Consider the following 12,198-nt stretch of genomic DNA (forward strand, 5'->3'; position numbering starts at 1 on the left):
GACCGGCCCGATCCCGTGAGAGCCGGGCGCCCGCACACGGCGGCGCCCGGCTCAGTCCTGCCCGTACCCCGGGTCCACGGCCTCGGGGGAGAGCCCGAGCAGCTCGGCGACCTGCTCCACCACCACGTCGTGCACCAGCGCGGCCCGCTCCTCGCGCCCCTTGGCCCGGATCTCCACGGGCCTGCGGTACACCACGATCCGCCCCTTGCCGCTGCGCGACGCCGTCACCAGCCGCCCCAGGGGCACCGCGCCGTCGGACTCCTCGCCGCTCGGCGGCACCTCCTGCACCGCGAACTGCACCTCGGCCAGTTGCGGCCAGCGCCGCTCCAGACGGTCCGCCGACTCGCGCACCAGGTCGTCGAACACCTCGGCGCGGGTCAGCGCGAGGGGCACCTGCGGCGGAGCGATCGGCCCGCGCATGCCCCGCCCGTGCCGGTCGCGGCGGCGCGGCCGCGGGCCGCGGGTTGGTCCTGGACTGTCCATCGTCACGAGGGTATCCGCCATCGGCTCACAGTCCATGGATGCCCGTTCCACAGGCGGCGATGTGCGGTTTCGGCCGTTGGGACCGCTCTCGCCGGTCTGCTGGTTCGGCCGGAATTGTGATCAATGGCGAATGCTTCCTCCCATCTGCGACCCGGGCCCCGGGCCCCTCCGCCGAGCGGCGGAGATGGCCGGAAGTGATCGTCGGGGAGGTTCCCCGAACGACACGTGGGAGTGAGGTGGGGGAGAGTCGTCGCGGCCCGCTCAAGAGTGCGGTACCGTCCAACCTCGTGAGCCCTGTACGTCGCTGTTCGCGCACCGCGTGCGGCCGCCCCGCCGTCGCGACGCTGACGTACGTCTACGCGGACTCCACCGCCGTCCTCGGCCCCCTCGCCACCTACGCCGAACCGCACTGCTACGACCTGTGCGGCGAGCACTCCGAGCGCCTCACCGCCCCCCGGGGCTGGGAAGTGGTCCGGCTCGCGGTGGACACCGGCACCCCCCGCCCCTCGGGCGACGACCTGGAGGCCCTGGCCAACGCCGTCCGCGAAGCCGCCCGCCCCGCGGAACGCCCCAAGCGCGGCCGCGAGGCCGACCCGATGCAGGTCACCCGCCGCGGCCACCTGCGCGTCCTGCGCTCCCCGGACGCCTGACCCCCGCGCGGGCCCCGCACCGCCATCCGTCCGAACTCCCTCACTTGCCTCACACCTCCTCCGGGTAGGTTTGTCCGCGGCGAACGCCAGAACGCGACAACCGGATACCGGACAGGGAGCTGAGCTGCGGTGGCCGACCTGACACACATCGTCAAGGCGTACGACATCCGGGGCGTGGTGCCGGACCAGTGGGACGAGCCCCTGGCGGAGCTGTTCGGAGCGGCCTTCGTGGAGGTCGTCCGGGCCGACGCCGTGGTGGTCGGCCACGACATGCGCCCCTCCTCCCCGGGCCTGTCCCGCGCCTTCGCCCGCGGCGCCGCCTCCCGGGGGGCCGACGTCACCCTCATCGGCCTGTGCTCCACCGACCAGCTCTACTACGCCAGCGGCAGCCTCGACCTGCCCGGCGCGATGTTCACCGCCAGCCACAACCCCGCCCAGTACAACGGCATCAAGCTCTGCCGCGCCGGAGCCGCCCCCGTCGGCCAGGACACCGGCCTGGCCGAGATCCGCGAGCTGGTCGAGACCTGGTCCGAGCAGGGCGCCCCCGCCCCCGCCGACAAGCCCGGCACCGTCGGCGAGCGCGACACCCTGCGCGGCTACGCCGACCATCTGCGCTCCCTGGTGGACCTCAGCGGCTCCCGCCCCCTGAAGGTCGTCGTGGACGCGGGCAACGGCATGGGCGGCCACACCGTGCCCACCGTCCTGGACGGCCTGCCGATCGAGCTCGTCCCCCTGTACTTCGAGCTGGACGGCACCTTCCCCAACCACGAGGCCAACCCCCTGGACCCGAAGAACATCGTGGACCTCCAGCAGAAGGTCCGCGAGGTCGGCGCCGACCTCGGCCTCGCCTTCGACGGCGACGCCGACCGCTGCTTCGTCGTGGACGAGCGCGGCGAGCCCGTCTCCCCGTCCGCGATCACCGCCCTGGTCGCCGCCCGGGAACTGGCCAAGCACCCCGGCGCCACGGTCATCCACAACTGCATCACCTCCTGGTCCGTGCCCGAGGTGGTGCGCGAGAACGGCGGCACGCCGGTGCGCACCCGCGTCGGCCACTCCTTCATCAAGGCCGAGATGGCCCGCACCGGCGCGGTCTTCGGCGGCGAGCACTCCGCCCACTACTACTTCCGCGACTTCTGGCGCGCGGACACCGGCATGCTCGCCGCCCTGCACGTCCTGGCCGCGCTCGGCGAGCAGCAGGGCCCGCTGTCCGGCCTGGTGGCCGCCTACGACCGCTACGCCTCCTCCGGCGAGATCAACAGCACCGTCACCGACCAGGCGGGCCGCGCCGCCGCCGTCAGGGCCGCCTACGAGGGCCGCGAGGGCGTGGAGCTCGACGAGCTCGACGGGCTCACCGTCACCGGCGACGGCTGGTGGTTCAACCTGCGTCCCTCCAACACCGAGCCGCTGCTGCGCCTGAACGTCGAGGCGCGCGACGCCGGGACGGCGGCCGCCGTGCGCGACGAGGTCCTGGCCATCGTCCGGGCCTGACCCGGGGACATCCGCGGGCGGACCGATCACCGGCGGAGGTACGCTGCGTCCGGGGGCCGGGCCGCGACCCGGCCCGTCCGCGCGGCGCCCCCTGGACCCCGGGGCGGCGGCGCCCCCGGCCGGGAACCGCGCCCCGCGGGCGCGCGGCACGACCGGGAGCCCACCGCGCGCCCCCGGGGACACCCGCGAGAATCCGTGCGCGGTCCGCCCCGGTCCGGGGCAGACGTCAGACACCACCACACCGGAAGAAGAGAAGACGCCACCGTGAAGCTGGACCCGTCCTTCCTGGAGCTCGCCGCCTGCCCGCAGTGCCACGCCCCGCTGCGGGAGTCCGCCGCCGACGAGGACGGCGCCCCCGAGCGGGAACTCGTGTGCACCGCCGCCGGCTGCGGCCTGGCCTACCCGGTGCGCGACGACATCCCCGTCCTGCTGATCGACGAGGCCCGCCGCCCCGCGTGAGCCACCGCCCGCTCGGCCCGCTCCACCGGGCGGCCGCCCCCGAAGCAAGCGGCCGCCCCGCGCATCCCCGACGGCCCGGATCGTAAGGAGCCCATTCCCCATGCTCGACGAGGCGCTGCTCGACGATCCCGGCGAACTCACCGGCGCGGACGAATACGGACTGCTGCGCGGCCTGGCCTCGGCCGGCGCCAGGGTGCGCACCGCCGCCAGGCTCGCCGACGAGGCCGGCCTGGCCGCCCTGCGCCCGGACGGGCGCCCCCGCACCGTCCTCGTCGCCGGCCGCGGTCCCGCCGCCGACGCCGGGGAGCTGCTCGCCACGGTCGCCGGCAACGTCTGCCCCGTCCTGCCGCTGCGCCCCGTCTCCGGCACCGGCACCCACCCGCGCTGGGTCCTACCGGGCTGGACCGGCCCCCTGGACCTGCTCCTGCTGGCCACGCCCGACGGCGAGGAGCAGGGCCTGGTCTCCCTGGTGGAGCAGGCGTACGGGCACGGCTGCACCGTCGTCGTGGTGGCCCCGGCCGGATCCGCGCTGGCCTCGGCCGCCCAGCAGGCCCGCGGCATGGCCCTGCCGTTCGCCCCGCCCTCCACCGGCTTCTCCCCACAGGCATCCCCCCTCACCGACCCCGCGCAGAACGCCCCCTCCGTCACCGCGCCCGCCGTCGCCGACGCGCCGACCGCCCGGCCCCTGCCCGGCGATCCCGCCCGACGCACCGCCCCCGGCCGCCCCCACCCGGAGGACACCGGCGCGCTGTGGGCGCTGCTGGTCCCGCTGCTGGCCCTCACCGACCGCCTCGGCGTCGCCCACCTGCCTCCTTCCGCCGTGCAGGGCGCCGCCGACCTGCTGGACGAGATTGCCGCGGCCTGCGGCCCGGCCACCCCCACCTACCAGAACCGCGCCAAGACCCTCGCCGTCGAACTCGCCGGCACCCTGCCGCTGCTGTGGAGCGAGGGCACCGCCGCCGAGGCGGCCGCCCGCAGGTTCGCCGCCTGCCTCGCCCACCGCGCCGGCCTGCCCGCCCTGTCCGCGACCCTGCCCGAGGCCCTCACCACCCACGAGGGGCTGCTGGCCGGGCCCCTGGCCGACGCCGTCGAGGACGACTTCTTCCGCGACCGCCTGGAGGACGCCGGGGGCCTGCGGCTGCGCGTGGTGCTGCTGCGCGACCGGGCGCCCGCCGCCGCGGCGAGCGAGGCCTCGCCCGCCCATCTGCTGGCCCGCACCCACGGCACCCCGGTCAGCGAGGTGACCGCCGGCGCGGACAGCCCCCTGGAGGCGATGGCGCGACTGCTGGCGCTCACCGACTTCGCCTCCGCGTATCTCGCGCTCGCCGACCGGCCGTGAGTTCGGCGCGAGTTCACCGGACCGTCAGCCCGAGCAAGGAACGTGGACAACCATGGACCGCCTTTCGAACACCATCCGTCCCTACGCGTGGGGCTCCACCACCGCCATACCGGAACTCCTCGGCGTGCCCCCCACCGGTGAGCCGCAGGCCGAGCTGTGGATGGGCGCCCACCCCTCCGCTCCCTCCCTGGTGGACCGGGGCGCGGGACCCGTGCCCCTGGACGAACTCATCCAGGCGGACCCCCGCGCCGAGCTCGGCGCGGCCGCCGTGGCCCGCTTCGGCGCCCGGCTGCCCTTCCTGCTGAAGGTGCTCTCCGCCGCGGCCCCCCTCTCGCTCCAGGTCCACCCGAACCTCGCCCAGGCCCGCGAGGGCTACGAGGCGGAGGAGGAGCGCGGCATCGCCATCGGCGCGCCCCACCGCAACTACAAGGACACCAACCACAAGCCGGAGATGATCTGCGCCCTGGTGCCCTTCCAGGGCCTGTGCGGCTTCCGGCCCCCCGCCGAGACCGCCGACCTCTTCGAGAGCCTCGGCGTGGACGCGCTCAAGCCGTACGCCGACACCCTGCGCGGCAAGCCCGAGGACCAGGCGCTGCGCGAGGTGTTCACCGCCGTGCTCACCGCCGACCGCGCCCTCGTCGCCGAGACCGTGGCGCAGGCCGCCGAGGCCGCCGAGCGGCTCGGGGCGGCCGGCGGCGGGTTCGCGTCCGCCTGCACCGCCTACGCGTCCCTCGCCGAGAGCTACCCGGGCGACCCCGGGGTGCTCGCCGCGATGCTGCTGAACCACGTCACCCTCCAGCCGGGCGAGGCCCTCTACCTCGGCGCTGGCGTCCCGCACGCCTACCTGTCCGGGCTCGGCGTCGAGATCATGGCCACCTCCGACAACGTGCTGCGCTGCGGCCTCACCCCCAAGCACGTGGACGTACCGGAACTGCTGCGCGTCGTGGACTTCCGCGGCTCGGACCCCGGAGTGCTCCGGCCGGCACCGGACGGCGAGGGGGAGGAGGTCTACCCCGCGCCGGTGGACGACTTCCGCCTCTCCCGCTACGTGGTGGCGGACACCCCCCGCCGGCTCGACGGGCGCACCCCGCAGATCCTGCTGTGCGTGGAGGGCGAGGCGGGCCTGCGCGACGCCCGGGGGGAGGACCTTCTCCTGCGGCGCGGAGAGTCGGCGTACCTGCCGGCCGGATCCGAGGTGACACTGACGGGTCGGACCACGGTTTTCCGGGCAACCGTGTCCGTGTGAGCCGGGCGCCGACCCGCTCACCCCCGCCGGAACGCGGCCGAGGAGATCCCCGGCGGCACACCGGACACCCGGCGGCGGACCCGAGACGAAGGGGTGGCTCGCACGCATGAGCGCTGGAGGCGGTACCAAGGCGGTCGTGGCGGCACTCGTCGCGAACCTCGCGATCGCGGTGGCGAAGTTCGTGGCTTTCGCGTTCAGCGGCTCCTCGTCCATGCTCGCCGAGAGCGTGCACTCCCTGGCCGACTCCGGCAACCAGGGACTGCTGCTCGTCGGCGGCAAGCGGGCCAAGCGCGTGGCCACCGCAGAGCACCCCTTCGGCTACGGCCGGGAGCGCTACATCTACAGCTTCCTGGTCTCCATCGTGCTGTTCACCATCGGCGGCGTCTTCGCGCTGTACGAGGGCTACGAGAAGATCCAGCACCCCCACGAGATCGAGCACTGGTACTGGCCGGTGGGGGTGCTCGTCTTCGCGATCATCGCCGAGTCCTTCTCCTTCCGCACCGCCATCAGGGAGTCCAACACGGTGCGGGGCCGGCTGAGCTGGACGCAGTTCGTCCGCCGCGCCAAGGCGCCCGAGCTGCCGGTCGTGCTGCTCGAGGACCTCGGCGCGCTCGTCGGCCTCATCCTGGCCCTGGCCGGCGTCAGCATCGCCCTGATCACCGGGGACGGCGTGTGGGACGGCATCGGCACGATGTGCATCGGCGTGCTGCTGGTCGTCATCGCGCTCGTCCTCGCCACCGAGACCAAGTCCCTGCTGCTCGGCGAGGCCGCGGACGCCGAGGCCGCCCACCGCATCCGTGCGGCCCTTGCGGACGGCGACACGGTCACCGGCGTCATCCACATGCGGACCCTCCACCTCGGCCCCGAGGAGCTCCTCGTCGCCGCGAAGATCGCCGTCCGCCACGACGAGAGCGCCGCGGGCGTCGCCCGGGCCATCGACGAGGCCGAGCAGCGCGTCCGCACCGCGGTGCCCATCGCCCGCGTCATCTACCTGGAGCCCGACATCTACAACGAGTCCACCGCCGCGGCGGGCCCCCGCTCCGCGGCCACCCCCGGCGGGCCCGGCCCCACCCACTGACCCGGGCCCACCCACCGGCCCGCCCCCGCCCCCGCCCCGGCGCCGGGGCCGGCGCGCGAGCACCCTCCGCACCACCCCCGGCACCGCGGCTTGCACGGTCCGCACCACCGTCACCACTCCCACGACCGACTCCCCGTGTGATCTCGCACAACCGACCGAACCCCACCAAAGCCCCGCGCCGCGCCCCGAACCCTCCCCAGCCCCTCGCCCCGCGATCGCTCCCGGACCCCCGCCCACCTGCCGCGCAACGCCCGCTCGCACCCCCGTCGCGCCCTCCTCGGGCCCCACTGGAACCCACCCCGCACCGGCCCCCGCGGTGGCAGGTTCTCGCCCGACCTCCTTCGGCGGCTGGGCCGAACGGTGTAGATTCGCAAGAGCCAGACGTCGCTGCTGATGGCGGTCGGGCGGCCCGAGGGCCGACCGAGGGAGAGAGGGCCTCCGACGGACTGCGCTGCGGTAACAGGGTCGGTGATCACCGGCCCCGGTCGGCGTGCGCGCACCTAGCCGCTCGCCGTCGGGTCCGACCGCCCCGCCGCGGCTGACAGAACGACGCCCACCTCACCCACATCTGAGGAGACCCACAGATGACGTCGTCCGTTACGTCCGTGTCCGGCGACTTCAAGGTCAAGGATCTGTCCCTCGCGGCGTTCGGCCGCAAGGAGATCGAGCTGGCCGAGCACGAGATGCCGGGTCTGATGGCGATCCGCCGGGAGTACGCGGAGTCGCAGCCCCTGGCCGGGGCGCGGATCACCGGCTCGCTGCACATGACCATCCAGACCGCGGTGCTGATCGAGACCCTGGTCGCCCTGGGCGCCGAGGTCCGGTGGGCCTCGTGCAACATCTTCTCCACCCAGGACCACGCCGCCGCCGCGGTCGCCGTCGGCCCGAACGGCACGCCCGAGAACCCGCAGGGCATCCCGGTGTTCGCCTGGAAGGGCGAGACGCTGGAGGAGTACTGGTGGTGCACCGAGCAGGCCCTGACCTGGCCCGGCACCGACACCGGCGGCCCGACGATGATTCTCGACGACGGCGGTGACGCCACGCTGCTGGTCCACAAGGGCGTGGAGTTCGAGAAGGCCGGAGCCGTGCCCGACCCGGCCACGGCCGACAACGACGAGTACCGCATCGTCCTGGAGCTGCTCACCCGCACGCTGGCGGAGAACCCCCGGAAGTGGACGCAGTTGGCGTCGCAGATCCGCGGCGTCACCGAGGAGACCACCACCGGCGTGCACCGTCTGTACGAGATGCAGAAGGCCGGCACGCTGCTCTTCCCGGCGATCAACGTCAACGACTCGGTGACCAAGTCGAAGTTCGACAACAAGTACGGCTGCCGCCACTCGCTGGTCGACGGGATCAACCGCGCCACCGACGTCCTCATCGGCGGAAAGGTGGCCGTGGTCTGCGGCTACGGCGACGTCGGCAAGGGCTGCGCCGAGTCGCTGCGCGGCCAGGGCGCCCGCGTGATCGTCACCGAGATCGACCCGATCTGCGCGCTCCAGGCCGCCATGGACGGCTACCAGGTGACCGTCCTGGAGGACGTGGTGGAGACCGCGGACATCTTCATCACCACCACCGGCAACAAGGACATCATCCTGGCCGAGCACATGGCCCGGATGAAGCACCAGGCGATCGTCGGCAACATCGGCCACTTCGACAACGAGATCGACATGGCCGGCCTCGCGAAGCTCCCCGGCGTCGTCAAGGAGGAGGTCAAGCCCCAGGTCCACACCTGGACCTTCCCCGACGGCAAGAACATCATCGTGCTCTCCGAGGGCCGGCTGCTGAACCTGGGGAACGCCACCGGCCACCCCTCGTTCGTGATGTCGAACTCCTTCGCCAACCAGACGATCGCCCAGATCGAGCTCTACACCAAGAGCGAGCAGTACCCCACCGGCGTCTACGTGCTCCCCAAGCACCTGGACGAGAAGGTCGCCCGCCTCCACCTCGACGCCCTCGGCGTCAAGCTCACCACTCTGCGCCCGGAGCAGGCCTCCTACATCGGCGTCCCCGTGGAGGGCCCCTACAAGCCCGACCACTACCGTTACTGATCCACCCCCGCTCGGAAGCGGCGATCCGCCGCCGATGACGACGTGGGCCCCCGTCCGGGCGGACGGGGGCCCACACCCGTTTCCGCCCACGCTCCCCGTGGAGTCACCCCATGCCCCGCGGCCGCTACTCCCTGTACGACCCATACGACAACACCCCCCTCGGTGAAGAGCACTTCCAGTGCGCCCCCGGCCCCTCCGGCTGGCGCTACACCGCCCGCACCACCACTCCCTCCGGCGAGGAGACCGGCTCCGTCGACCTCACCATCGACGCCCTCGGCCGCCCTCTCCGCCTCGAACTGCACGCCGCCGGATGGCAGGTCCGCGGCGCCTGCCTCGACGGCCTGACCTGGGTGCGCTCCGACCCGGCGGGCCTGGACGCCCAAGAGGGCAACGCGCGCGCCCACACCTTCGCCGGAACCTCTCCCGGCCTGCTCGTCGCCACCGCCCGGCTGCTGCGACTGGCCCCCGGCGCTTCCCCCACCCGTGTCCGTCTCGTCGCCTTCACCGCGCCGGTGCTCGCGCCCCGCACCCTCGACCAGTCCTGGGCCCTGCTCGGTAGGGAAACACATCCGACGGACAGCGGACCACTGCCTGTGGACAACTTCCGGATCACCGACCTGGAGACCGGCGACCAGCACCTGCTCCACCTCTCCGGTGACGTCGTCCTGGCCGCGCCCGGCATCGAGCTGGAGTCCCTGGACAGCCCGCCGTCGACGTTCGACTGACCACCGCGCCGACCGGCACCACCCCTCGGGCGCGCCCCGGCCGCCGCGGCCACCGTCAAGCGGGCGGCACGAACCCCGTCCCGCCCCCGCCGCGCTCCTCACGCCCCGCTCCGAAGCCGCTCCCGCCACGATCGGCCGGCCCCTCCGCATCCCCCGCACCAGGCGCGGGCACCGGAACGTCCCCCGGCGCCACCCACCCGGAGGGCGCCGCCCGCCCAGCACCAGCGCCCCCGGCGACGCTCCCCGCGCCCCCGCCGTCCACCGGCGCGCCGCTCCCGCTCCCGTACCCCTGGACGAACACCCGCCGGGCGTCGCGCGCCTGCCGCTCGGCCACCACCGCGGACAGGTACGCCGCCGGGTGCACCCCCTGCGGCACCGGCTTCCCCGTCCGCGCCGCCACGTCCCCCGCCAGCTTCCACGCCAGATCCCAGCCGACCCGCGGGTCGAGCTGCTCCATGCGCCCCAGGTACTGGCGTATCGCGAGCCACAGCCCGTCGGGCAGCCCCGACAGGTCCACGTCGCCCAACTGCCCGGCCAGCCACGGAGGCGGCGGCGGCTGCCTGAGCTCCTGCGCCGGCACCCGCTCCCGCACGACCAGCGTCCCCGCGAAGACGTCGCCTATTCGGCGCCCCCTCGCCGACACCAGCGACGCTATGCAGGCGATCACCCCCATGGAGAGCTGGATCTCGATCGCCCCCACCGCCCCGCGCACCAGCGCGTGCCGGAACCGGACGGGCCCGCCGTCGTCCCGCACCACCCGCAGACCGAAGGCCAGCTTCCCGAGGGAACGTCCGCGCGACAGCGTCTCGACCGCCACCGGCAGCCCCACCACGCACAGCAGCAGCGTCGAGACGGCCACCGCGGCCTCGGCCGCCGCGTCCAGCGACGACGTCGCGCTCACCATCGCGAACGACGCCGCCACGAACACCCCCCACCACACCACCAGGTCGATGGCCACCGCCACGATCCGGCTCGGCAGCCTCGCGGGTTGCAGCCCGAGGACGACCGCCTCGCCCGTGACCAGCTCAGTCATGCTCGCCCCTCGTCGATCCGGGCCCTCACCCCGGGCCTTCACCCGTCAAGCATGACGCCCACCCCTGACCTGCGCGCATCCGGAGTCTGCGAAGCTGTGGCCATGGACCTCGACGTCTTCGTGGCCGCGCACCGCGCGGAGTGGGACCGCCTGGACGAGCTGCTGCGACGCCGGGGCCGGCACCTGAACGGCGACGAGGCGGACGAGCTCGTCACCCTCTACCAGCGCACGGCGACCCATCTGTCGCTGGTCCAGTCGAGTGCCCCGGACCCCGCCCTGGTCGCCCGGCTCACCACCCTGGTGGCGCGGGCCCGCAGCGCGGTGACCGGCGCCCGCACCCCCGGCTGGCGCGACGCGGCCCGCTTCTTCGCCGCCGGGTTCCCCGCCGCGGTCTACCGCTCCCGTCGTTGGTGGGTGTCCACCTCACTGATCTGCACGGCGGCGATCGCGCTGATCGGCTGGTGGATCGCCGCCAACCCCGACGTCCAGGCCGCCATCGCCGCCCCCGAGGTGCTGCGGGAGATGACCCGCCCCGGCGGCGAGTACGAGAACTACTACTCCAGCAACCCGGCCGGTTCGTTCGCCGCCCAGGTGTGGACGAACAACGCCAGGGCGGCCGCCCTCTGCCTCGTGCTCGGCGTCTTCCTCGGCATCCCCGTCATCTGGGTGCTCTTCCAGAACGTGGTCAACGTCGGCATGGGCCTGGGCCTGATGGGCTCCGTGGGCCGCACGGACACCTTCCTCGGCCTGATCCTGCCGCACGGCCTGCTCGAGCTGACCGCGGTCTTCGTCGCCGCAGGAACGGGCCTGCGGCTCGGCTGGACGGTCATCGACCCGGGCCCCAGAACCCGCCGCGCCGCCCTCGCCGAGGAGGGCAGAGCAGCCCTGGGCATGGCGATCGGCCTGGCCGTCGTGCTCCTGGTGTCCGGGGTGATCGAGGCGTTCGTGACCCCGTCCCCGCTGCCCACCTGGGCGCGGATCGGCATCGGCGTGGTCGCCGAGACCCTGTTCCTGCTCTACGTCTTCGTCATCGGCCGCCGTGCCGCGCTGGCCGGCGAGACGGGCGACGTGGAACGCGCGGACCAGGGGGACCACCTGCCCACCGCGGCCTGAGACGCCCGTGTCCGGCGGGGCCCGTGCGGCGGATGTGCGAAGCACCCGTCTGAGCTGCTAACCTCCTCTTCGCGCCACCCCACCTGTTGACACAGGGAGGGGTGGGAGGTAGGTTTTAGAGGTTGCCACGAGGTGGACAAGCCCGGTGGCAGTCGCTAGACTCGACTCCGCTTCCGCAGTGAGGGCCCCGAAGGGCGCTCCACGGAAGCCGCCCCCGGAAACGGAACATCGAAAAGCTGATAAGCTTCGATGCGAAGTCGAAGGGGAAAAACTCCGAAAGACTTCATCGGAAACTCGGAAGCCGATTTGAAAAGGCCGAAGAGAATCTGATAAAGTGGAGAAAGCGAAGGGAAGCGCCCGGAGAGACCGGTGAAAGGGTCTCAAAGGAAGCGTCCGTTCCTTGAGAACTCAACAGCGTGCCAAAAATCAACGCCAGAAGTTGATACCCCCTCGACAGGAGCCTGTGGTTCCTGTCGGTTGGGTTCCTTTGAAAATCACAGCAGGACGCTGGCGGGGGTCGCCGTTTTCCCGGTGAC

General features: G+C 73.4%; 11 protein-coding genes. 9 read left to right on the top strand and 2 right to left on the bottom strand.

From position 1 onward, the window contains the following. Positions 1–51: 51 nt before the first annotated feature. The gene (locus ACYVO2_RS34070) at positions 52–483 is read right to left on the bottom strand and encodes a metallopeptidase family protein (protein WP_461011972.1); all 432 of its coding nucleotides are present in this window, start codon (positions 481–483) and stop codon (positions 52–54) included. Positions 484–719: 236 nt separating this feature from the next. Here ACYVO2_RS34070 and ACYVO2_RS34075 point away from each other — a divergent pair, with 236 nt between their 5' ends. The 8 genes from ACYVO2_RS34075 to ACYVO2_RS34110 all read left to right on the top strand — a co-directional run bounded on the left by ACYVO2_RS34075 (position 720) and on the right by ACYVO2_RS34110 (position 9,516). Beyond that, positions 720–1,133: a DUF3499 domain-containing protein gene (locus ACYVO2_RS34075; RefSeq protein ID WP_461011973.1), complete on the top strand. Its 414-nt coding sequence runs from the start codon at positions 720–722 to the stop codon at positions 1,131–1,133. A 129-nt stretch (positions 1,134–1,262) separates the two neighbouring features. After that, on the top strand, positions 1,263–2,621 hold the full coding sequence (locus tag ACYVO2_RS34080; protein WP_461011974.1) for a phosphomannomutase/phosphoglucomutase: 1,359 nt from the start codon (positions 1,263–1,265) through the stop codon (positions 2,619–2,621). A gap of 264 nt (positions 2,622–2,885) precedes the next feature. Continuing rightward, on the top strand, positions 2,886–3,080 hold the full coding sequence (locus ACYVO2_RS34085) for a Trm112 family protein (RefSeq protein ID WP_461011975.1): 195 nt from the start codon (positions 2,886–2,888) through the stop codon (positions 3,078–3,080). A gap of 100 nt (positions 3,081–3,180) precedes the next feature. Next, a complete protein-coding gene (locus ACYVO2_RS34090) occupies positions 3,181–4,419 on the top strand; it encodes an SIS domain-containing protein (protein ID WP_461011976.1) in 1,239 nt (412 codons plus the stop codon). A 52-nt stretch (positions 4,420–4,471) separates the two neighbouring features. Further along, the gene (gene manA, locus ACYVO2_RS34095; RefSeq protein ID WP_461011977.1) at positions 4,472–5,665 is read left to right on the top strand and encodes a mannose-6-phosphate isomerase, class I; all 1,194 of its coding nucleotides are present in this window, start codon (positions 4,472–4,474) and stop codon (positions 5,663–5,665) included. A gap of 106 nt (positions 5,666–5,771) precedes the next feature. Continuing rightward, positions 5,772–6,743, top strand: a complete 972-nt coding sequence (locus tag ACYVO2_RS34100) for a cation diffusion facilitator family transporter (protein WP_461011978.1) — start codon at positions 5,772–5,774, stop codon at positions 6,741–6,743. Positions 6,744–7,327: 584 nt separating this feature from the next. Beyond that, positions 7,328–8,791 (top strand): adenosylhomocysteinase, encoded by a 1,464-nt coding sequence (gene ahcY, locus ACYVO2_RS34105; protein WP_461011979.1) that lies wholly within the window; start codon positions 7,328–7,330, stop codon positions 8,789–8,791. A gap of 110 nt (positions 8,792–8,901) precedes the next feature. Further along, the gene (locus tag ACYVO2_RS34110; protein ID WP_461011980.1) at positions 8,902–9,516 is read left to right on the top strand and encodes a hypothetical protein; all 615 of its coding nucleotides are present in this window, start codon (positions 8,902–8,904) and stop codon (positions 9,514–9,516) included. 55 nt (positions 9,517–9,571) lie between these two features. Here the strand turns inward: ACYVO2_RS34110 and ACYVO2_RS34115 are convergent, their stop codons facing one another. Beyond that, the gene (locus tag ACYVO2_RS34115) at positions 9,572–10,549 is read right to left on the bottom strand and encodes an RDD family protein (RefSeq protein WP_461011981.1); all 978 of its coding nucleotides are present in this window, start codon (positions 10,547–10,549) and stop codon (positions 9,572–9,574) included. A 102-nt stretch (positions 10,550–10,651) separates the two neighbouring features. On the opposite strand from ACYVO2_RS34115, the gene ACYVO2_RS34120 reads away from it, so the two are divergent. Next, entirely contained in the window at positions 10,652–11,662 is a 1,011-nt protein-coding gene (locus ACYVO2_RS34120; RefSeq protein WP_461011982.1) for a stage II sporulation protein M, read from the top strand. Positions 11,663–12,198 lie beyond the last annotated feature (536 nt).

It is taken from the genome of Streptomyces capparidis, assembly GCF_054782095.1.

Bases quoted from the DNA above. Each gene is read 5' to 3' on its own strand.
- ACYVO2_RS34090 (WP_461011976.1), top strand. From the start codon at position 3,181: ATGCTCGACGAGGCGCTGCTCGACGATCCCGGCGAACTCACCGGCGCG.
- ACYVO2_RS34100 (WP_461011978.1), top strand. From the start codon at position 5,772: ATGAGCGCTGGAGGCGGTACCAAGGCGGTCGTGGCGGCACTCGTCGCG.
- ACYVO2_RS34120 (WP_461011982.1), top strand. From the start codon at position 10,652: ATGGACCTCGACGTCTTCGTGGCCGCGCACCGCGCGGAGTGGGACCGC.
- ACYVO2_RS34070 (WP_461011972.1), bottom strand. From the start codon at position 483: ATGGACAGTCCAGGACCAACCCGCGGCCCGCGGCCGCGCCGCCGCGAC.
- manA (WP_461011977.1), top strand. From the start codon at position 4,472: ATGGACCGCCTTTCGAACACCATCCGTCCCTACGCGTGGGGCTCCACC.
- ACYVO2_RS34115 (WP_461011981.1), bottom strand. From the start codon at position 10,549: ATGACTGAGCTGGTCACGGGCGAGGCGGTCGTCCTCGGGCTGCAACCC.
- ahcY (WP_461011979.1), top strand. From the start codon at position 7,328: ATGACGTCGTCCGTTACGTCCGTGTCCGGCGACTTCAAGGTCAAGGAT.
- ACYVO2_RS34110 (WP_461011980.1), top strand. From the start codon at position 8,902: ATGCCCCGCGGCCGCTACTCCCTGTACGACCCATACGACAACACCCCC.